At 66.8% G+C, this 18,969-nt stretch carries 23 protein-coding genes and 1 pseudogene; 12 read left to right on the top strand and 12 right to left on the bottom strand.

Features of this window, described 5'->3' with window-relative positions; genetic code table 11:
* Positions 1-11: 11 nt before the first annotated feature.
* The 4 genes from ACRDU5_RS19710 to ACRDU5_RS19695 are packed head-to-tail and all read right to left on the bottom strand — an operon-like array spanning position 12 to position 2,777.
* Positions 12-458: a type II toxin-antitoxin system VapC family toxin gene (locus ACRDU5_RS19710; RefSeq protein WP_526616489.1), complete on the bottom strand. Its 447-nt coding sequence runs from the start codon at positions 456-458 to the stop codon at positions 12-14.
* A complete protein-coding gene (locus tag ACRDU5_RS19705) occupies positions 455-697 on the bottom strand; it encodes a type II toxin-antitoxin system VapB family antitoxin (RefSeq protein WP_526616487.1) in 243 nt (80 codons plus the stop codon). The genes ACRDU5_RS19710 and ACRDU5_RS19705 overlap by 4 nt, the downstream gene beginning before the upstream one ends.
* 35 nt (positions 698-732) lie before the next feature.
* Positions 733-1,323, bottom strand: coding sequence for an acyl-CoA-like ligand-binding transcription factor (locus ACRDU5_RS19700; RefSeq protein ID WP_526616485.1), 591 nt, complete (start codon positions 1,321-1,323; stop codon positions 733-735).
* A complete protein-coding gene (locus ACRDU5_RS19695) occupies positions 1,320-2,777 on the bottom strand; it encodes an FAD-dependent oxidoreductase (RefSeq protein ID WP_526616483.1) in 1,458 nt (485 codons plus the stop codon). The genes ACRDU5_RS19700 and ACRDU5_RS19695 overlap by 4 nt, the downstream gene beginning before the upstream one ends.
* 83 nt (positions 2,778-2,860) lie before the next feature.
* Between ACRDU5_RS19695 and thyX the strand changes: the two genes are divergently transcribed.
* The 3 genes from thyX to ACRDU5_RS19680 are packed head-to-tail and all read left to right on the top strand — an operon-like array spanning position 2,861 to position 6,213.
* Positions 2,861-3,613 (top strand): FAD-dependent thymidylate synthase, encoded by a 753-nt coding sequence (gene thyX / locus ACRDU5_RS19690; protein ID WP_526616481.1) that lies wholly within the window; start codon positions 2,861-2,863, stop codon positions 3,611-3,613.
* A 24-nt stretch (positions 3,614-3,637) separates the two neighbouring features.
* Positions 3,638-4,540, top strand: coding sequence for a 4-hydroxy-tetrahydrodipicolinate synthase (gene dapA / locus ACRDU5_RS19685; protein WP_526616479.1), 903 nt, complete (start codon positions 3,638-3,640; stop codon positions 4,538-4,540).
* Complete coding sequence (locus ACRDU5_RS19680; protein WP_526616477.1) at positions 4,537-6,213, top strand: ribonuclease J; 1,677 nt, start codon at positions 4,537-4,539, stop codon at positions 6,211-6,213. The genes dapA and ACRDU5_RS19680 overlap by 4 nt, the downstream gene beginning before the upstream one ends.
* 285 nt (positions 6,214-6,498) lie before the next feature.
* Here the strand turns inward: ACRDU5_RS19680 and ACRDU5_RS19675 are convergent, their stop codons facing one another.
* Positions 6,499-6,906, bottom strand: coding sequence for a hypothetical protein (locus tag ACRDU5_RS19675; protein ID WP_526616475.1), 408 nt, complete (start codon positions 6,904-6,906; stop codon positions 6,499-6,501).
* A gap of 400 nt (positions 6,907-7,306) precedes the next feature.
* Between ACRDU5_RS19675 and ACRDU5_RS19670 the strand changes: the two genes are divergently transcribed.
* Positions 7,307-7,540, top strand: a complete 234-nt coding sequence (locus ACRDU5_RS19670) for an antitoxin (protein ID WP_526616473.1) — start codon at positions 7,307-7,309, stop codon at positions 7,538-7,540.
* Between the two features lie 8 nt (positions 7,541-7,548).
* Entirely contained in the window at positions 7,549-7,986 is a 438-nt protein-coding gene (locus ACRDU5_RS19665) for a type II toxin-antitoxin system VapC family toxin (protein WP_526616471.1), read from the top strand.
* 265 nt (positions 7,987-8,251) lie between these two features.
* On the opposite strand, the gene ACRDU5_RS19660 is transcribed toward ACRDU5_RS19665, so the two are convergent.
* From ACRDU5_RS19660 to ACRDU5_RS19650, 3 genes are read right to left on the bottom strand one after another with little or no spacing between them, the layout of a single operon-like run.
* Positions 8,252-9,124 carry an SAM-dependent methyltransferase gene (locus tag ACRDU5_RS19660; RefSeq protein ID WP_526616470.1) on the bottom strand — a complete coding sequence of 291 codons (873 nt, stop codon included), beginning with the start codon at positions 9,122-9,124 and terminating at the stop codon, positions 8,252-8,254.
* A complete protein-coding gene (locus ACRDU5_RS19655) occupies positions 9,124-9,942 on the bottom strand; it encodes a mycofactocin-coupled SDR family oxidoreductase (RefSeq protein ID WP_526616468.1) in 819 nt (272 codons plus the stop codon). Before ACRDU5_RS19655 ends, ACRDU5_RS19660 begins: the two co-directional genes overlap by 1 nt.
* Complete coding sequence (locus ACRDU5_RS19650; RefSeq protein WP_526616467.1) at positions 9,942-10,256, bottom strand: putative quinol monooxygenase; 315 nt, start codon at positions 10,254-10,256, stop codon at positions 9,942-9,944. The genes ACRDU5_RS19655 and ACRDU5_RS19650 overlap by 1 nt, the downstream gene beginning before the upstream one ends.
* A gap of 138 nt (positions 10,257-10,394) precedes the next feature.
* On the opposite strand from ACRDU5_RS19650, the gene ACRDU5_RS19645 reads away from it, so the two are divergent.
* A complete protein-coding gene (locus tag ACRDU5_RS19645; RefSeq protein WP_526616465.1) occupies positions 10,395-12,860 on the top strand; it encodes a DNA translocase FtsK in 2,466 nt (821 codons plus the stop codon).
* On the opposite strand, the gene ACRDU5_RS19640 is transcribed toward ACRDU5_RS19645, so the two are convergent.
* Entirely contained in the window at positions 12,853-13,380 is a 528-nt protein-coding gene (locus ACRDU5_RS19640) for an amino-acid N-acetyltransferase (RefSeq protein WP_526616464.1), read from the bottom strand. The genes ACRDU5_RS19645 and ACRDU5_RS19640 overlap by 8 nt on opposite strands.
* A 42-nt stretch (positions 13,381-13,422) precedes the next feature.
* Here ACRDU5_RS19640 and pgsA point away from each other — a divergent pair, with 42 nt between their 5' ends.
* From pgsA to pspM, 4 genes are all read left to right on the top strand, one after another.
* Positions 13,423-14,019, top strand: a complete 597-nt coding sequence (gene pgsA / locus ACRDU5_RS19635; RefSeq protein ID WP_526616462.1) for a CDP-diacylglycerol--glycerol-3-phosphate 3-phosphatidyltransferase — start codon at positions 13,423-13,425, stop codon at positions 14,017-14,019.
* Between the two features lie 98 nt (positions 14,020-14,117).
* A complete protein-coding gene (gene clgR / locus ACRDU5_RS19630; protein WP_526616460.1) occupies positions 14,118-14,453 on the top strand; it encodes a transcriptional regulator ClgR in 336 nt (111 codons plus the stop codon).
* A gap of 72 nt (positions 14,454-14,525) precedes the next feature.
* Complete coding sequence (gene pspA / locus ACRDU5_RS19625; protein WP_526616458.1) at positions 14,526-15,347, top strand: phage shock protein PspA; 822 nt, start codon at positions 14,526-14,528, stop codon at positions 15,345-15,347.
* Positions 15,348-15,357: 10 nt separating this feature from the next.
* Complete coding sequence (gene pspM, locus ACRDU5_RS19620; RefSeq protein ID WP_526616456.1) at positions 15,358-16,188, top strand: phage shock envelope stress response protein PspM; 831 nt, start codon at positions 15,358-15,360, stop codon at positions 16,186-16,188.
* Between the two features lie 2 nt (positions 16,189-16,190).
* Here the strand turns inward: pspM and ACRDU5_RS19615 are convergent, their stop codons facing one another.
* Positions 16,191-16,631: a limonene-1,2-epoxide hydrolase family protein gene (locus ACRDU5_RS19615; RefSeq protein ID WP_526616454.1), complete on the bottom strand. Its 441-nt coding sequence runs from the start codon at positions 16,629-16,631 to the stop codon at positions 16,191-16,193.
* A gap of 41 nt (positions 16,632-16,672) precedes the next feature.
* Between ACRDU5_RS19615 and ACRDU5_RS19610 the strand changes: the two genes are divergently transcribed.
* Together ACRDU5_RS19610 and ACRDU5_RS19605 are read left to right on the top strand one after the other, a co-directional pair.
* Positions 16,673-17,845 (top strand): glycosyltransferase, encoded by a 1,173-nt coding sequence (locus tag ACRDU5_RS19610; RefSeq protein WP_526616452.1) that lies wholly within the window; start codon positions 16,673-16,675, stop codon positions 17,843-17,845.
* A gap of 10 nt (positions 17,846-17,855) precedes the next feature.
* Positions 17,856-18,050 carry a DUF3046 domain-containing protein gene (locus ACRDU5_RS19605; protein ID WP_526616450.1) on the top strand — a complete coding sequence of 65 codons (195 nt, stop codon included), beginning with the start codon at positions 17,856-17,858 and terminating at the stop codon, positions 18,048-18,050.
* Between the two features lie 10 nt (positions 18,051-18,060).
* Here ACRDU5_RS19605 and ACRDU5_RS19600 read toward each other — a convergent pair whose 3' ends face one another.
* The gene (locus tag ACRDU5_RS19600; RefSeq protein ID WP_526616448.1) at positions 18,061-18,396 is read right to left on the bottom strand and encodes a hypothetical protein; all 336 of its coding nucleotides are present in this window, start codon (positions 18,394-18,396) and stop codon (positions 18,061-18,063) included.
* Positions 18,397-18,594: 198 nt separating this feature from the next.
* Positions 18,595-18,969 (bottom strand): annotated as a pseudogene (locus ACRDU5_RS19595) (hydrogenase formation protein HypD); the annotation flags it as partial.

The following is an 18,969-nucleotide window of genomic DNA, read 5'->3' as shown; positions in this document are numbered from 1 at the left end:
CATGGCCAAACTCAATACTGTCCGTCAATCAGCGGGTTGCGTACGGTTACCGCGGAGCCGAACCTCCCGAAATCGCGGTCAGCGGTCCACAACTCGCGGACGCCGTGAAGTGCGCACAGGGCAGCGATCCGCGCGTCGTGCACCAATGGTCCGGCAACCTTGGCCGCGATGAGCAAAGACTTCAGGCGATGCCAGTACTCCGCTGGCTCGCCAAGCGTATGCAGAGTCGGTGACTCGAGCCACGATTCGATCTGGTCTATCGCTTGGTCTTGAGTGCTCGGCGGATCATAGATCTTGGGATTCGTGACGACGGAGTAGAACTCGTGCAGGCACGGCCAGGGTATGGCCCAGGCTGATCGGCCTTCGGCGAGATCCTGGAGCAGGGTCGCTGCAGTCGTGTGAAAGGCGGCGTCGCGCCTGTGCGCGTACACGAGGATGTTCGTGTCAACGGCGATCATGCACGGTCGCCATAAATCGCGTCCCGCATCTGATCCCAGGTTGCGCCGCGGAAACCCGGTTGAAGTCCACGACCTTCGACGCTGGCGTCGCGGAGCACGAATGTGGAGTTCGCGGATCGCTGCTTGATTACGGTGCGCAGGCCGGTCTCGATCAACTCCCGCAGCGTCGTCTGCTGGCGACGGGCGAGTTCCTGCGCCTCTCGAAGTAGCTCATCCGGAAGGTTCACCGTCGTCTTCATATGGTCAACCATATCACGGGAGCCATACACCCATATCACATCGAGGATGATGTGCCGACCGCCAATGCCGCGAACGCCTCGTCAATTACGCCGACGAGGTCGGCGTCGTCGCTCTCGGCCCATGCCATGATCGCCGGCCCTATCGCACCCAGCGCCGCGGAGGCTTGGACCGTGGCAGCAAGGTCGGGCTCCGGTAGGCCGGCACGGCGGGCCAGTGCTCGCGCGAACAGATCGCGGGTTTCGTCCTGAGCCATTACGTTTCGTGCCCGCAGCACTGGGTTGCGCAGCACCAGTCGGGTTCGGATGAGCAGGGCCTCACGATCGGTCTCGAGGACGTTCTCCAGCCCCACTCGAATGGCGCTGTGCAGCGCCGTCAAAGGCGGTTCGTCCGCGGGCCGTGCAGCGATCAATTCCTCGATCAGGGGGTCGTATTCGTCGTACTCGACGACTGCCTCTTTGCGCGGGAAGTATCGGAAGAAGGTCATGTGCGACACACCTGCCGCAGCGGCGATCTCGTCGACAGTGGTTGCGTCGTAACCCTTCTCGACGAACAGTCGCAGCGCCTGTTCCTGGATCGCGAGTTTGGTCGCCGCCTTCTTTCGCGCGCGCCAGTCATCGTCGGTCACGGCGTCAAAGCCTCCGCTCGCTTGCCGAGTGCCGTGTCCAGCCACGCGTGCAGGCCTGCGACTTCGGAGCCGCGCCACGCGAGGTGCCCGTCGGGGCGGACCAACATCGCGTCGCCGTCGCCGCGGATCGTGACGACGTCACCGAGCCGCCGGCGGGCGGTCTCCGCCAGAGATTCCGGCCCGAGCAGTGCCCACGCCGGCGCCAGCGAGTCGTATATACCGTCGGGGTCGGGAACGCGATCGCCGGGCCGGAGCCCGGGCAGCAGACGCCAGCGCCCGGCGCCAAGCGGTCCATCCCGGTAGGAAACCTGTAGCTGCGACGCCTTCTTAGCAATCAGGCGTTGCACCCAGTCGCGGTTCATCAGAGGCACGGCGACTTGATCGCGCACGAACCGGGCAATTCGGTTGCCGCCCAGGACCATTTCGGTAAGGCCGGTTGTCGATTCCAGGACGTCCTTGGCGATCGGTCGCCGCTCCGCCTGGTAGGTGTCGAGCAGGCTGTCATCGGCGCGGCCGCTGATGACGAGGGCGAGCTTCCATGCCAGGTTCTCCGCGTCGCCGATTCCGGTATTCATACCCTGACCGCCCAGCGGGCTGTGGATGTGCGCGGCGTCGCCGGCGAGCAACACCTGGCCGCGCCGGTAGGTGTCGGCCAGGCGCCGCTGGATGCGGAACGAAGACGTCCACTCCACGCTGCGGATCGATCCGCCTGCCTCGGCGCCCAACCGGGTGCCGAGGAAATCGACGATCCCTTGCTGCTGTGGCTCGTCGCCGAATTCCGGTGGGGCTGGGGCCATCAGCCGCCAGAGATCGTGGCCGGGCAGCGGAAAAGCCGCCAGCAACTTGCTATCTCGTAGCCATACGGAGGCCGCATTGCGCGGCCGCTCGAGCTCAGCGTGTACGTCGGCAAGCAGGAAACGCTCGACAACGGGGACGCCGGGGAAACCGACGCCCAGCGCCTTGCGAACAACGCTGTGCGCACCGTCGGCGCCGACCACCCATCCGGCGTCGACTCGTATGGCGTCGCCAAGCTGCACGGACACGCGATCTGCGTCCACCTCCAGTCCCTGCACGCCGCTGTCCCACTCGACTGTTCCGCCGAGTTGCGAAAGTCGGTCGCGCAGTGCGCCTTCGATGTCGGCCTGCGACATCACCAGCCCCGGCCGTCCCCCCAGCCGCTCCATGGACAGTCCGATCTTCAGGCGTGCCAGCTGGCGCCCCTCGACCGTGACGATCACCTCGCGGATCGGAATTGCACGGTCCGGCAGGTCGCCGAGCGCCCCGATCCGGTCGAGCACCTCCACCCCGCGTGGTTGCAGGCCCAGCGCACGCGACGTCACCGCGGGGCCCGCGGCCTTGTCGAGAACACGCACCGTGACGCCGGCGGCCCGTAGTCCGCAGGCCAATGTCAGGCCCGTCGGCCCCGCTCCGATCACGATGACATCGGTATCCACGCTGCACTCCTATCGGTGTTAGTTACTAACATGTTAGGCGACTAACATCGTGTGGGAAAGGGTGTCACGTTATGGTGAGCCGCGTGGCCGAGACCACGCCGCTGCGCGTGCAGTTGATCGCCAGGACGGAGTTCTTGGCCCCGCCGGACGTGCCGTGGAGCACCGACGCCGACGGCGGGCCGGCGCTGGTGGAATTCGCCGGTCGCGCCTGTTACCAGAGCTGGTCGAAGCCCAATCCGCGGACCGCGACCAACGCCGGGTACCTGCGGCACATCATCGACGTCGGGCACTTCTCGGTGCTCGAGCACGCATCGGTGTCGTTCTACATCACCGGCATATCCCGGTCCTGCACCCACGAGCTGATCCGCCACCGCCACTTCTCGTACTCGCAGCTCTCGCAGCGATACGTGCCCGAGCACGACTCGGAGGTCGTGGTGCCGCCGGGTATGGAGGACGACCCCGAACTGCAGGCGATCTTCACCGCGGCCGCCGATGCCAGCCGTGCCACGTACACCGAGCTGCTGGCCCGGCTGGAGGCCAAGTTCGCCGATCAGCCCAACGCCGCGCTGCGTCGCAAGCAGGCTCGCCAGGCGGCCCGCGCGGTGCTGCCCAACGCGACCGAAACCCGCATCGTCGTGACCGGCAACTACCGCGCCTGGCGGCACTTCATCGCGATGCGGGCCAGTGAACACGCCGATGTGGAGATCCGCCGCCTGGCGATCGCGTGCCTGCGCGAACTCGTCGACGTCGCCCCGCAGGTGTTCGCCGACTTCGAGATCGCGACGCTGGCCGACGGCACCGAAGTGGCAACGTCGCCGTTGGCGACGGAAGCCTGACGTAAGCGAGTAACCTTCATGGTCGTGAGTGCCAGCGGATTCGACGTGAAAGCCCGGCTGGGCACCGTGTTGACCGCCATGGTGACGCCGTTTGCGCGCGACGGGTCGCTGGACACCGCGGCCGCTGCACGGCTGGCCACGCACCTCGTGGACGCCGGTTGCGACGGCCTGGTGCTATCCGGCACCACGGGTGAATCGCCGACCACCACTGACGACGAGAAAATCGCGCTTCTGCGTGCGGTGCTCGAGGCGGTCGGTGATCGCGCCCGCGTCGTCGCCGGTGCTGGTACGTACGACACGGCTCACAGCGTTCACCTGGCGAAAGCGTGCGAAGCCGAAGGCGCACACGGGCTTCTGGTCGTCACCCCGTATTACTCGCGGCCTTCGCAGGCGGGGCTGGTGGCACACTTCACCGCGATCGCCGATGCGGTATCACTGCCGATCCTGCTCTATGACATCCCGCCGCGGTCGAGCATCCCGATCGAATGGGACACCATCCGCGCGCTCGCGCCACATCCGAACATCGTCGGCATCAAGGATGCCAAGGGCGACCTGTACGGCGGCGGCCGGATCATCGCCGAAACCGGCCTCGCCTACTACTCGGGTGACGATGCCCTGAACCTGCCCTGGCTGGCGATGGGCGCGGTTGGTTTCGTCAGCGTCTGGGGCCATCTGGCCGCGAGCCAGCTACGAGACATGTTGTCGGCGTTTACTTCTGGCGACATTGCCACCGCGCGCAAGATCAACGTCAACCTCGCCCCGCTGGGAGCCGCCCAGTCCCGGCTGGGCGGTGTCACGATGGCCAAGGCCGGGCTGCGGCTGCAGGGCATCGAGGTCGGCGATCCGCGGCTGCCGCAGGTGCCGGCGACCGCGGAACAGGCCGAGGCGCTGGCCGCCGACATGCGGGCAGCCGCGGTACTGCGGTGAACGAAGAACTCGCGCCCCCGGGACCGCTGGCGCCCGGCGGATTGCGGGTCACCGCGCTGGGCGGCATCAGCGAAATCGGCCGCAACATGACCGTTTTCGAGCATCTCGGCCGGTTGCTGATCGTCGACTGCGGCGTACTCTTCCCCGGCCACGACGAGCCCGGCGTCGACCTGATCCTGCCCGACCTGCGCCACATCGAGGACCGTCTCGATGACGTCGAGGCACTCGTGCTGACCCATGCGCACGAGGACCACGTCGGTGCCATTCCGTTCCTGTTGAAGCTTCGGCCCGACATTCCACTGGTCGGATCGAAGTTCACGCTGGCGCTGGTCGCCGAGAAGTGCCGTGAGCACCGCCTCAAGCCGACGTTCGAGGAGGTCGCCGAGGGCCAGAGCTCGATTCACGGCGGGTTCGAATGTGAGTACTTCGCGGTCAACCATTCGATTCCGGGCTGCCTGGCCATCGCGATACACACGGGCGCGGGCACTGTGCTGCATACCGGTGATATCAAGCTCGACCAGTCGCCGCCCGACGGCAAGCCCACCGACCTGCCCGGCATGTCCCGACTCGGGGACGCGGGGGTGGACTTGTTCCTGTGCGACTCGACGAACTCCGAGATCCCCGGCGTGGGTCCGTCGGAGAGCGAGATCGGGCCGAACATGCATCGGCTGATCCGCGGCGCCGAAGGGCGAGTTATCGTCGCCTGCTTCGCCTCCAATGTTGCTCGCGTGCAACAGATTATCGACGCATCGGTGGCGCTTGGCCGCAAGGTGTCGTTCGTGGGCCGGTCGATGGTACGCAATATGGGGATCGCCAAGGAGCTCGGCTACCTCACGGTCGACGACGACGACGTCATCGACATCGGCGCAGCGGAGATGATGGCGCCCGAGCGCGTCGTGCTTGTCACCACCGGAACGCAGGGTGAGCCGATGGCCGCGCTGTCGCGGATGTCGCGCGGTGAGCATCGAAGCATCACGCTGACGTCGGGCGATCTCATCGTCATGTCGTCATCGCAGATCCCGGGCAACGAGGAAGCGATCTTCGGCGTATTGGACGCGCTGGCCAAGATCGGGGTTCGCGTCGTCACCAACGCGCAAGTGCGAATACATGTTTCGGGTCACGCGTACGCGGGCGAACTGCTGTTCCTGTACAACGGCGTGCGGCCGCGCAATGTCATGCCGGTGCACGGAACGTGGCGGATGCTGCGGGCCAATGCCGCGCTGGCGACCCGGGCGGGGGTGTCGCCGGATTCGATCATGCTGGCCGAGAACGGCGTCAGCGTCGATCTGGTGGCCGGCAAGGCGTCGATCGCCGGCGCGGTGCCGACCGGCAAGATGTTCGTCGACGGACTGGTCACCGGCGACGTCGGCGACGCCACGCTGGGCGAACGGCTCACCCTCTCTTCGGGTTTCGTCGCGGTGACCGTCGTCGTGCACCGCGGCACCGGGCGCGCCGCGGCGCCGGCGCATCTTTATTCGCGCGGGTTCTCCGAGGACCCGAAGGCGCTGGAGCCGGTCGCGCTCAAGGTGGGAGAAGAGCTGGAAATCCTTGCCGGCGATCAAGTTACCGAGCCGGGCCGGATCGCCCAGGCCGTGCGTCGCATCGTCGGCAAGTGGGTGGGGGAGACCTACCGCCGACAGCCGATGATCGTGCCGACGATCATCGAGATCTAGCCGACGGGAACGAACGGCGCCGGCGTCGGTGGAATCTTCGGAGGAGGCGGCCCGCCGTAGGCTTGGTGGGCGGCGGCGCGGTTGGCGTGTCGGCCGCCACGGCGGGTGGCGCGCCGCAAGTTCCCCATCCCTGCCCGGTCGGGGTCCCATACAGCCTGGCGCCGATCCCGTGGGTGGGAGAATCGGCAGTCTTAGAGCGTTTGCCGACGTGCCTCCGCCGAAACAGAATTCCCGGTCGTTACCGTGCCACTTGCACCGCCCTGGCTTCTGTTTCGGCGAGGATGATCAGCCAGGGCCGATCACGTTTGGGGGTGGTGCCGCCGGTCCGGGATCGGGCGGAGGACGCGGCGGCTGCGTGGCCACCCCAGGGCGTGGAGCGACTCCTGGCAGTGTGGGTTCCGCCGGTGCTGGCGCGGCGGCCGGAGCGACGCAGTTGTTCGTGCTGGCATCCCAGTCGCCGCCGGATTCGCTGCAGCATCGCTTATGTTCGTCCCTGAAGCTCTTATTCGGATCCCGGTTGACGAGGATGTCGCGCATGCACGTGTCGTACGCCTTGACATCCCACTCTCGCCCACCGGTGTTGGGTGCTGCGCAGGCGGTTGCGGTATCTCCGACCGCACTGCCGCCGAGCACGGCCGTCGCCGCGAGTAGGGCTGCGGGCACAATGCGACGCAGATGTAGCAGGGATGCCATGTCAACTCCTCGTGTCGACCGAAATGGCCTTGGGCGCCGATCCCCGCGTCGGGCGGAAGCCACGACTTCTGTTTGATGACTCTATCGATGCGGGGTCGGCGGCCGCATCAGGGTTTCCCTACAATTTCGCGGCCGCGCGGCCGGCTGTCGATTTGCTCAAGATGCGCGGCGCCGGCCTAAACCCATGCAGTCCGGGGACGGGGTGGATACGCTAATCCGAGGTCGGCCTCGGTGTGGGTGAGAGGGGGTCGACGGTGACTCCGTGGGTGAGTCGTCCGGAGGAATCCCGCGCGGTTGCCGACTTCCTGGCGGTGGCCCGCTGTGGGCCTGCGGCGCGGTGGACGGCGAGCTGGCCGCACACGACCCAGATGTCTTTCAGATGTAGATGTATATTTGATGTATGATTCGGACGCAGGTTCAGTTGCCGGATGAGCTTTACCGGGACGCGAAGCGCGTCGCGGAGGAGCACGAGATGACACTTGCCGAGGTCGTTCGTCGCGGGCTGGAGCACATGGTGCGGGTCTACCCGAGGCGGGACGCGGTTGCCGACACCTGGCAGCCGCCGACGCCGCGTCGGCTCGGTCCGTTTCGCGTATCCGACGACGCGTGGCGCGAGCTCGCCAACGAGGCGTGAGTCGCGCGATGCTGTCGATCGATACAAACGTGCTGCTGTATGCCCAGAATCAGGATTGCCCCGAACACGATGCTGCGGTCGCCTTCCTCGTGGGCTGCGCCGACCGCGACGACGTCGCAATCTGTGAGCTCGTGCTAGTGGAGCTGTATCAATTACTCCGGAATCCCGCGGTCGTGACGCGACCGCTCGACGCCCCCGAGGCGGCGGAGGTCTGTCAGACGTTTCGTGGTAACCGCCGGTGGGCGCTCATCGAGAACGCCCCAGTGATGAACGATGTGTGGGTGCTGGCGGCCACGCCCGGAATTGCTCGCCGGCGCTTGTTCGATGCGCGTCTGGCATTGACATTGCGCCACCACGGTGTCGATGAGTTCGCGACTCGAAATATCAACGACTTTCCAGATTTCGGCTTCTCGCGGGTGTGGGACCCGATCACGACGGGCCGCTGAACCGCGCGACGCCCGTCTAACTGATTCGGCGCGGGCTTCGCCGCCGAATTGATCCGCATGAGCCCATGATCGTACCGACGGTCATCGAGATCTGGGTTGTGGCGCCGAACTAACCGACCGGGCCGACCGGACCGGGCTGGAAGGTCGGCGTGACCCCCGGGTTGCGGAATGGCGGTGGTGGTGGCGGCGGTGGCTGTGTTGCAACACCCGGACGCGGACAGGGAATCCCATTTCGGCGACGGGTTGGCAAGCCCGGGCGACGAATTCATTCCTTTTCCGCGAAGGCCGACCACTCGACCTGAGATGCGGTGAGGTCGCGTCCCGCAGGCTGGATGTAATGCTCGCCCAGGTAATCGGGTCCGGCGTTTTGAAGAAGTTGCCAGCCGTACTCGGCGACGAACTCCGACACTTCGTCGGGTCGCAGGCCGAAGTGCCACAACTGCCGCCTCTTACGGAACTTGCGATACACCGACTCCGCGCCATACATGTTCTCGCCGTCGATGAAATCCTTCCGAACATACGTCAACACCAGACGACTCGATGGGGCTGCGCCGCGAAGGAACTCGAATGTCGCTCGCACCGCGTCGGGGGTCAGGTATTGCGTCACGCCTTCCCAGATGAAAAAGGTGCGGTAATCGGTGCGGTAATCCTGCTTGGCAAGCTCGGCAGCGAGGTCGTCGCGCTCGAAGTCGACCGGCACCAACCGGACCGACGGCGGCTGTCCGCCCAGCGCCCGCCGCACGGTCTTCTTCTTGCGTGCGATGTTCTTCGGCAGGTCGACCTCGTACACCGGGATGTCGGTCCGGTGAGCCAGGCGATAGGGCCGGGTGTCCAGCCCCGCGCCAAGGATCACGACGGCGTCGATCTCGGCAAGGGATTCGTCAAGCTTCTCGTCGATAAATCGTTTGCGGCAGGCGATGTTTGACCACAGTCCGGGTCCGGAACGCTCAAAGCCGGCGACCATCATTCGGCGCACCGCCGGCAGCCGGGTGGTGCGCACCAGCGCGCGCAGTGTCGCCGGTAGGAAGGAAAACGCGAGGTCGTCCTGGACGAGACGGCGGTCTGGTGGCTCGTTCTGCTCGACGGCCGCCAAAACCATCGGGCCGATAGCGGTTCGGGCCGCCGGATTGCGCGCCATCAGCGCTTGTTGGCGTAGCCCGCGTCGACGGGCAACGTCACTCCGGTGATGTACCAGGCTTCATCGGACACCAGCCACGCCACCGCCGCGGCGATGTCCTCGGCATCGACGGCCTGCACGGGCAGCGCCATGCCGAAGTCCACCGGTGCCTCGGTCTCCCGGGTGACCCGTTCCAGCCACTGCCTGGTGAACTCGTTGTGGATCATCGGCGTGTTCACGGCGGCCGGGTGGATGGAGTTGACCCGGATGCGGTGCGGCGCAAGATGGTTGGCGTATGCCCGCATCAAGCCGACAACCCCGTGCTTGGCCGCCGTGTAGCCGAGCGAGCCGGGGTCGTCGCCGCCGATGCCGACCAGGCCGGCGGCCGAACTTGTCAGCACGATCGCCCCGCCGTCGCCGTGTTCGAGCATGGCCGGTATCGCGACATCGACGGTGTGGTGCACGCCGGTGAGATTGACATCGACGACGTCGCGCCAGCCGTCTCCGCCCGACTGCATCGGGGCGATGCCGGCGTTGGCGATGACGATGTCGAGCCGGCCGAACTCGTCCAGCCCGGCCTGCAGCGCGGCGCTCAGCGAGTCGCGATCGCGAACGTCGGCCTCCCGCGCCACAATCCGCGCGCCGGTGTCCTCGACGAGTTTGACCGTTGCGGCCAGATCGTCGGCTGTGGCCATCGGGTAGGGCACCGACGCGATCTGGTCACAGATGTCGATCGCGATGATGCTGGCTCCGTCAGAGGCGAGCCTGACCGCCTCCGCGCGACCTTGACCGCGCGCGGCGCCGGTGATGAACGCGACCTTGCCCTGCAGCCCAGCCATCAAAAGCGCAGCCGGCCCTTGGTGGGATCGCCGGCAACGACGGGCTGCAGCATCTTGATGTCCGGTGCGCCGTCCAGATGCTCGCCCACCGTGCCGAACAGCGTCGCAACGGCGGGCGCCGTGCTGTGCGTCTTCAGCGCATCGGCGTCGGCCCACTGCTCGACGAACACGAACCACCCGTCGGTCTCGTGCAACGCATAGAGCTCGCAGCCCGGTTCCTGGTGCACCGCCTCGATGGCCTGCTTGCAGGCGGCGCGCACGGTGTCCACCGACTCGGGTTTGGCGGTCATGGTGGCGACGACGACAACGGCCATGGACGATGAGCTCCTCGATGTGTGCGGCTGGACGACTGCCCACCCTACTCAGCCACCAACCGGTTTCATTTTGGATACCTAACTGTGACCCGTGTGGCAGATGGTGAATATGGGGCATTTGCGATTAGGCTTGCGATCATGCCCAGTAAGACCGCCGCCCGATCCGGTAGCCGTACCAGCAGGTCAAAGGCCGGCTCCCGGCCGACCCGACAGTCACCCCGTCGGAAGCCGGCCAAACGCCGCACCCCCTCGCGCCTCCCGGCGACCGGGCTGGCCATCGGCCGCGGTGCCCGTGCCGGCTGGTTGCTGCTGGCCAGGGGCGCCGGATCGACGGCCCGCTCGGTGGGTCGGGCCCGCGACATCGACCCCGGCCTCCGCCGCGACGGGATTGCCTTGGCGCTGCTGGGTGTCGCGGTCGTCGTGGTCGCGAGTTCGTGGTTCGGTGCTGCCCGGCCGGTCGGCGAATGGATCGACACCTTCCTGCGGGTGCTGATCGGCTCTGCCGTGCTGCTGTTGCCGATTGCGCTCGTCGTTATCGCGGTCACGGTGATGCGCTCCGAGCCCGATCCGGACGACCGGCCGCGGCTGATCCTCGGCGCGACGATGATCGCGCTGCCCGCACTGGGGCTATGGCACTTGTGGTCCGGATCGCCGGACACCCCGCCCGGTCGTGAGCACGCCGCCGGCTTCCTCGGTTTCGCCATCGGCGGCCCGCTTTCGGAGGGGCTTACCCAGTGGATCGCCGCCCCGCTGCTGTTCATCGGCGTGCTGTTCGGCTTCCTGCTGGTGACCGGCACGACCATCCGCGAGGTGCCCGCCACCGTGCGGTCGATGTTCGGCACCCGGCCGCTGTACCGAGCCGACGAGTTCTCCGGCGAACTCGACGAGGGCCAGGAGCATTCGGACCCGTCGGCGGAGGACTTCTCGGACGGCTACTACGACGGCCCGTCGGCCTACGGCGACGACGAAGCCCAGGCGTGGCCCGCCGGCACGCCCTACGACAACTACCCGCTCGACGAAGAGGCGCCGACCATTCCGGAGCCCACCCGGGCATCGCGGCGCAAGAAGGCGGCCGCCAAACGGCAGGTAACCGATCGCGTCGTCGAAGGTCCGTACACGCTGCCGTCGATGGACCTGCTGAAGGCCGGCGACCCGCCGAAGCGCCGCAGTTCGGCCAACGACCGCATCGCCGAGGCGATCACAGAGGTGCTGCAGCAGTTCAAGGTCGACGCCGCGGTGACCGGCTGCACGCGCGGACCGACCGTCACCCGCTACGAAGTGGAACTCGGGCCCGGCGTCAAGGTGGAGAAGATCACCCAGCTGCAGAAGAATATCGCCTATGCGGTGGCCACCGAAAGCGTGCGGATGCTGGCGCCGATCCCCGGCAAGTCCGCCGTAGGCATCGAGGTGCCCAACGTGGACCGGGAGATGGTGCGGCTGGCCGACGTGCTCACCGACCCGTCCACCCGCGGCGATCACCATCCACTGGTAGTCGCGTTGGGCAAGGACATTGAGGGCGAGTACATCTCGTGGAATCTCTCGAAGATGCCGCACCTGCTGGTCGCCGGGTCGACCGGCTCCGGCAAATCCAGTTTCATCAACGCGATGCTGGTCTCGCTACTGGCCCGGGCCACCCCGGAAGAAGTCAGGATGATCCTGATCGACCCGAAGATGGTGGAACTGACGCCGTATGAAGGCATTCCGCACCTGATCACGCCGATCGTCACCCAGCCGAAGAAGGCCGCCGCGGCGTTGGCCTGGCTGGTCGAGGAGATGGAGCAGCGCTACCAGGACATGCAGGCGTCCCGAGTCCGGCACATCGACGACTTCAACAGGAAGGTGCGCTCCGGCGAGATCACCACTCCGCTGGGCAGCCAGCGCGAGTACCGCCCGTATCCCTATGTGGTGGCGATCGTCGACGAGTTGGCCGACTTGATGATGACGTCGCCCCGCGACGTCGAGGATGCCGTCGTTCGGATTACCCAAAAGGCCCGCGCCGCCGGCATCCACCTGGTGCTGGCCACCCAGCGGCCATCGGTCGACGTGGTCACCGGCCTGATCAAGACCAACGTCCCGTCCCGACTGTCGTTCGCGACGTCGTCGCTGACCGACAGCCGGGTGATCCTGGACCAGCAGGGCGCCGAGAAGCTGATCGGCATGGGCGACGGGCTGTTCATCCCGATGGGCGCCAACAAGCCGATCCGCCTGCAGGGCGCGTTCATCACCGACGACGAGATCCATGCGGTCGTCAACGCCTGCAAGGACCAGGCCGAACCCGAGTACACCGAGGGCGTCACCACCGCCAAGACCACCAGCGAGCGCACCGACGTCGACCCGGATATCGGCGACGACATGGACGTCTTCCTGCAGGCCGTGGAGCTGGTGGTGTCCAGCCAGTTCGGGTCCACGTCAATGCTGCAGCGCAAGCTGCGGGTGGGCTTCGCCAAGGCGGGCCGGTTGATGGACCTGATGGAGACCCGCGGAATCGTCGGGCCCAGTGAGGGTTCCAAGGCGCGCGACGTGCTGGCCAAGCCCGACGAGTTGGCCCACACGATTGCGTCCATCCGGGGCGCGGATGGCATCGATGGCGACGAAGCTATTTGAGCATCAACAACATTCGCGCATTGCCCAGAATGTTGGGCTTGACGTAGCTCAGATCGAGGAACTCGGCGACGCCGGTGTCGTACGAGCGGCACATCTCCTCGTAGACCTCCGCGGTGACCGGCGTGCCCTCGATCTCGGTGAAGCCATGCCCGCTGAAGAACTCGGTCTCGAAGGTCAGCACGAAGATCCGCTCCAGGTGCAGTTCCCGGGCCACATCCAGCAACCGGTCGACGATGACGCGCCCGACGCCCTGGCCCTTCACCTTCGGGTGCACCGCGACAGTGCGAACCTCGCCGAGGTCCGACCACAACACATGCAGGGCGCCGCAGCCGATGAGCTCGCCGTCCACCTCGGCGACCCAGAACTCCTGGACCGCCTCGTACAGCGTCACCAGGTTCTTCTCCAGCAGGATCTTGGGCGTGTAGGCGTCGACGAGCGCCTTGATCGCGGGCACGTCCGAGGTGCGAGCGCGCCGCACCACGAGCCCATCGGGCGAGGAGTTATCCGGCGCGGCGCTCACAGGTGCGAGAGTATCGGTTTGAGCAACCGATATCCTGTTGCGGTGTCGGGCCAATCTCACGTCGATCCGGTGATTCCCCGCGCCAAGGTTGCGAACATCGCAAACGGGCTCACCGTGTTGCGGCTGGTGTTGGTTCCGGTGTTCCTGGCCGCGCTGTTCGTGGGTGATGGCCACGAAACCTTTTGGCGCATTGTCGCTTTCGTGATCTTCGCGGTCGCGGTGATCACCGACCGGTTTGACGGCGCGCTGGCCCGCAGCTACGGAATCGAAACCGACTTCGGCCGGCTGGCCGATCCAATAGCAGACAAGACGCTCATCGGCGCCGCGCTGATCGGCCTGTCTATGCTCGGTGACCTGCCGTGGTGGGTCACCGTGCTGATCATGGTGCGCGAGATCGGCATCACCGTGCTGCGGTTCGTGGTGTTGCGCCACGGGGTCATCCCGGCCAGCCGCGGCGGCAAACTCAAGGCGCTCGTCCAGGCGGTGGCCATCGGCCTGTTTGTGCTGCCGCTGTCCGTGCCGTGGCTGACCGGCGCGTGGGTCGTGATGTCCGCCGCGATCGTGCTGACGGTGCTGACCGGCGTCGATTACGTCGTCTCGGCGATCAGGGATTCGCGGGCACGACCCGCTGGTGGCTGACGAGATTGTGATCTTTGACCCGGACCGCCCAGCCGGGAACCCCCCGGCGGTCACCGGCGTTCTGCTAGTACCAAGCCACCCGAGTTAAGGAGAGCACGATGGCGACATTGCTGCGCGAGGTGATTGGCGACGTGCTGCGTCGTGCCCGCATCTCCCAGGGCCGTACCCTGCGCGAGGTGTCCGATGCTGCCCGGGTCAGCCTGGGCTACCTGTCCGAGGTCGAACGCGGCCGCAAGGAAGCGTCGAGCGAACTGCTCAGCGCCATCTGCGGCGCCCTGGACGTCCCGCTGTCGCGGGTGTTGTCCGACGCCGGCGAGGACATGGCGCACGCGGAGCGCGACGCGATGGTCCGCGAAACGGTCAGTGCGGCCAATATCGACCCCACCACGAAGGTCGTCATCCCTGCGCAGATCGTGTCCATGGCGGTGGCCTAGCTCATCGCTGGCCGATAGGTTGGCAGTAGAGGTAGACGGAAGCAGTTCCAGACACGAAGACGGAGTGAACCCATGGCCAATCCGTTCGTCAAGGCGTGGCGCTACCTGATGGCGCTGTTCAGCTCGAAGGTCGACGAGTACGCCGACCCGAAGGTGCAGATCCAGCAGGCCATCGAGGAGGCACAGCGCCAGCACCAGGCGTTGACGCAGCAGGCGGCCCAGGTCATCGGCAATCAGCGCCAGCTGGAGATGCGGCTCAACCGCCAGCTCGCCGACATCGAGAAGCTGCAGGTCAACGTCCGTCAGGCGTTGACGCTGGCCGATCAGGCCACCGCGGGCACCGACGCGGCCAAGGCAACCGAGTACAACAACGCCGCCGAAGCGTTCGCCGCGCAGCTGGTGACCGCCGAGCAGAGCGTCGAGGACCTCAAGGGTCTGCACGACCAGGCGTTGCAGGCCGCGGGCCAGGCCAAGAAGGCCGTCGAGCAGAACGCGATGATGCTGCAGCAGAAGATCTCCGAGCGCACCAAGCTGCTCAGCCAGCTCGAGCAGGCCAAGATGCAGGAGCAGGTGAGCGCGTCGCTGCGGTCGATGAGCGAAGTGGCGGCCCCGGGTAACACCCCGAGCCTCGACGAGGTACGTCAGAAGATCGAACGCCGCTACGCGAATGCGATGGGTTCGGCCGAGCTCGCGCAGAACTCGGTGCAGGGCCGCATGTTAGAAGTGCAACAGGCCAGCGTGCAGATGGCCGGGCATTCGCGGCTCGAGCAGATCCGGGCCTCGATGCGTGGTGAGGCTCTGCCTTCTGGGGGCGCGTCGGCGCCATCGGCCACCCCGACGCCGCCGGCGGCGGCGAAGCCGGAAGCGGCCCCGGAAAAGCCGATCGGTCAGTAGTTCTCGTGGAATGGCAGTGAAATCGCGCTCTAACGCAAGCAGACCGGAGGCCTGGCGTTCGCTGCTGCAGCGCGGTATCGACACCGCCGCCGAACTCTCTGACGTACTGGCCCAAAAGCTCGGTGCGGCAGCCGATCCACGCGCCAAGCAACTGCGTAAGCGCAAATGGGCGCTGCGGCTAGGCCTGTTCTTTGGGGTGTCCTGCGTGTTCTGGGTTGGGGTGACCGCCCTGCTGGCCTCGTGGAGCACGCCGGTGTGGGCGCTGTTCATCCCCGCGCCAATCGCTGTCGGTGCGGCGTTTCTCGCGACACTGTCGTTCCTGCGTTATCGCTGGCTGCGGGCATCGCCGCTGCCGCCGCAGCGGTCGCGGGCCACCCGGCGGCTGCCACCATGGGGATCGGCCGCCCGGCAACCGATGGCCGCGCTGGCCGCTTCCGAGCGCGGGCTGTTCTCCCTGATCAGTGTGATGGAGCGGGGCCGGATGCTGCCCGCAGCCGAACTCCGTGAGCTCATCACGGTTGCCAACCAGACCGCCGCGACCATGGCGGCGACGGCCGGTGAAGTGATGTCGATGGAGCGGGCGATCAACAATGCCCCGCAATCGCGTGCTCACCTGGCGCCGACGATCAGCGCGTTCACCACCCAGCTAGACCACGGCGTCCGGCAGTACAACGATATGGTCACTGCGGCAGCGCAATTGGTGTCCGCCGCTAACAACGGGCCGATGTCGAGCTCGCCGATGTCACAGCAGCGCTACCGCGACGAGCTGGTCAGCGCCACCGATCGGTTGACCGGGTGGGCGCAGGCGTTCGACGAACTCGGCCAGCTGCGCCGCGCATAGCGTTACATCGTCGGGCGCAGCGACGGGATGACGGCCCCGGCGATCCCGCGCAGCGTCCCCTTGAGGAAGTCGTAAACGTCGAAATAGTCGCGCCAGTGCGTGATCCGGCCGGCGTGCACCTCGAACGCGCCGCACACCCAGAAGTGCACTCTTATCGGGCCGAACACCAGCGCGTCGGTGCGTTCGGTGAGTACGGCGGTGCCCTCGGCGGCGATGCGGTGGATCTTGACCTCGAAGCCGCCGCGGCCCGCCATCGACCTGAAGATATTGATCACTCGGCGACCGCCCCGCATGGTCGGCCACCCGGCGTTCTCCCATACCAGGTTGTCGGCGACGACACCTTGGGCTCTATCGAAGTCCTGGTCCTGCAGCGCATACAGGAAAGTCTCGACCGTGCGCGTGTTGTCGAGAGTCGAGTTCACTGAAGAAGTCTGTTCGGTCATGGTTGGCAGCCTAGTGGCGGGCGCTGTGGCAGGGTAGGCGCGTGCGCGTCGCCGTGGTCGCCGGACCGGATCCGGGGCACTCGTTCCCCGCGATCGCACTGTGCCTGAAGTTCTTGGCCGCCGGCGACGAGCCGACCCTGCTGACCGGGGTGGAGGTACTGGACTTCGCCCGTACGGCCGGCGTCGACGCTATCGAACTGGACGGCCTCAGACCTGGTCCCCTGGACGATGACAGCGACGCAGGGGCCAAGATCCACCAGCGCGCCGCGCGGATGGCGGTGCTAAACGCACGGCGCCTCGAGGAACTGGCTTTGGATCTGGTGGTGTCCGATGTGATCACTGCCGCCGGCGGGCTTGCCGCCGAAATGATCGGCCTGCCGTGGGTGGAGTTGAACCCACATCCGCTCTACCTCCCGTCGAAGGGTTTGCCGCCGATCGGCAGCGGGCTGGCGCCCGGGGTGGGGGTGCGCGGCCGGTTGCGCGACACCGTGATGCGGGCACTGACAGCGCGCGCGCTGCGGGCCGGACAGCGACAGCGGGCGGTGGCGCGGGTGTCGGTCGGGCTGCCACCAGTTGGTGTGGATCCGCTGCGCCGCCTGATCGCGACACTGCCCGCCCTGGAGGTACCGCGTCCCGACTGGCCGTCCGAGGCCGTCGTCGTCGGTCCGTTGCTTTTCGAACCCACCGACGCCGAGCTTGAAGTACCGCCCGGCGCGGGGCCGTTGGTCATCGTCGCACCGTCAACGGCTTTTACCGGGGCAGTCGGATTGATCGATGTGGCGTTGGAATGCCTGACCCCCGGTGATGGCTTGCCCGACGGCGCTCGGGTGGTCGTGTCGCGGCTATGGGGGCGCGAGGTCGCGGTGCCGCCGTGGGCGGTGATGGGGCGCGGTCGACAAGACAAACTGCTGTCGCACGCCGACCTGGTGATCTGCGGCGGCGGGCACGGCATGGTGACCAAGACGCTGCTGGCGGGCGTGCCGATGGTGGTGGTGCCCGGTGGCGGCGATCAGTGGGAGATCGCCAATCGCCTTGTGCGACAAGGCAGTGCGCAACTAGTACGCCCGCTGGACGCCGCGACGTTGACGGCTGCGGTCGTCGAGGTGCTGTCGTCACCGAGCTACGCCGACGCGGCCCGCCGTGCCGGAGAGAGCGTCAGCGGGGTCGCCGATCCGGTAACGGTGTGCCACGAAGCGCTCGCGCCGTCGGCGTAGCTTGGGCTGTGTGCGGTTGACCGAATTCAATGAACTCGTCGAGGGCCAGTTCGGCCCGGTGCGCGGGCGATCGCTGCTCGTCGATCACGTGCTGACCGACTTCGGCGGGCGCACCGCCGCGCAGGCCATCGAGGACGGTGTCGCGCCCCGCGACGTTTGGCGGGCGCTGTGCGCCGACTTCGACGTCCCGCGTGACCAGTGGTGATTCGGCGCGGCTAGCGCTTGTCTTCCGCGCGGCCGGCACCGGAAACGTGTCCGGGACCCACCATGTCGTCGTCGGTGTCCGACTCCGATCCTCGCGAAGCCGGCTGTTCGTCGGCCGGTGATTTGGTCGAGCCGCCCGCGCCGGGCTTCGGCGACTTGGGTTCGGCGTCCGCGGTAGGCCCGGTCGCGCCGCCGGTCTTGGCGCCCTGGGACTCGGTGAAGCCAGCGTCGGCTTCGGTCTTCCGTCCCTCGTAGGGCGGTACCTCTGACTCGACGTCGCGTGGCGGCTCGTTGGTGAAACTGGTGTCAAATTCGGGCTTCTTGTCCGGGTCGCTGAGCGTGGGCACGGATTCGTCGCCCTTGTACTCGCCCGATGGTCGATCTTCGCCACCTGACGGCTTATCTGATCCGGTGTCTCGTGAACCTGGTGCAGGTTCTCCAGCGAAGCGGTCTTGTGGGCTGCTCATGACTACTCCTCACAGCCGCCGTATGGGCTGCGGCGACTGTGACATGGGTTACCCGGGATCGGGCGGCTGAAAACGCAGCTAGCCGCGCTGACCGAGCAGCAGAGCCGTTTCCCGATGCAGCCTGCCGAAGTTGTAGTACGCGGCGCAGGCGCCTTCGGGCGAGACCATGCACGTGCCGATCGGCGTCTCGGGCGTGCACGCCGTCCCGAACACCTTGCACTCCCACGGCTTGATGACACCTTTGAGGACCTCGCCGCACTGGCACGCCTTGGGGTCGGCGACCCGCACGCCGGGCATCTCGAACTTCAGCTCGGCATCGAATTCGGCGTAGTCGTGATGGATCTTCAATGCGCTCTGGGAGATGAAACCAAGTCCGCGCCACTCGAAGTGGGGCCGCAGTTCGAACGTCTGGGCCATCAGCTTCAGCGCCTGGGTGTTGCCCTCGGGGCGCAC

It is taken from the genome of Mycobacterium sp., assembly GCF_050701515.1.
Taxonomy (GTDB): Bacteria; Actinomycetota; Actinomycetes; order Mycobacteriales; family Mycobacteriaceae; genus Mycobacterium.
The sequence above is the reverse complement of the archived record's forward strand: the minus strand, read 5'-3'. Positions and strand labels throughout refer to the sequence as shown.

Coding starts and splice junctions, on each gene's coding strand:
- ACRDU5_RS19665 (WP_526616471.1), top strand. CDS start 7,549: ATGCTGTCGATCGATACAAACGTGCTGCTGTATGCCCAGAATCAGGAT.
- ACRDU5_RS19650 (WP_526616467.1), bottom strand. CDS start 10,256: ATGGCCGTTGTCGTCGTCGCCACCATGACCGCCAAACCCGAGTCGGTG.
- ACRDU5_RS19645 (WP_526616465.1), top strand. CDS start 10,395: ATGCCCAGTAAGACCGCCGCCCGATCCGGTAGCCGTACCAGCAGGTCA.
- ACRDU5_RS19670 (WP_526616473.1), top strand. CDS start 7,307: ATGATTCGGACGCAGGTTCAGTTGCCGGATGAGCTTTACCGGGACGCG.
- ACRDU5_RS19675 (WP_526616475.1), bottom strand. CDS start 6,906: ATGGCATCCCTGCTACATCTGCGTCGCATTGTGCCCGCAGCCCTACTC.
- pspM (WP_526616456.1), top strand. CDS start 15,358: ATGGCAGTGAAATCGCGCTCTAACGCAAGCAGACCGGAGGCCTGGCGT.
- ACRDU5_RS19655 (WP_526616468.1), bottom strand. CDS start 9,942: ATGGCTGGGCTGCAGGGCAAGGTCGCGTTCATCACCGGCGCCGCGCGC.
- clgR (WP_526616460.1), top strand. CDS start 14,118: ATGGCGACATTGCTGCGCGAGGTGATTGGCGACGTGCTGCGTCGTGCC.
- ACRDU5_RS19615 (WP_526616454.1), bottom strand. CDS start 16,631: ATGACCGAACAGACTTCTTCAGTGAACTCGACTCTCGACAACACGCGC.
- ACRDU5_RS19705 (WP_526616487.1), bottom strand. CDS start 697: ATGAAGACGACGGTGAACCTTCCGGATGAGCTACTTCGAGAGGCGCAG.
- ACRDU5_RS19710 (WP_526616489.1), bottom strand. CDS start 458: ATGATCGCCGTTGACACGAACATCCTCGTGTACGCGCACAGGCGCGAC.
- pspA (WP_526616458.1), top strand. CDS start 14,526: ATGGCCAATCCGTTCGTCAAGGCGTGGCGCTACCTGATGGCGCTGTTC.
- ACRDU5_RS19660 (WP_526616470.1), bottom strand. CDS start 9,124: ATGGCGCGCAATCCGGCGGCCCGAACCGCTATCGGCCCGATGGTTTTG.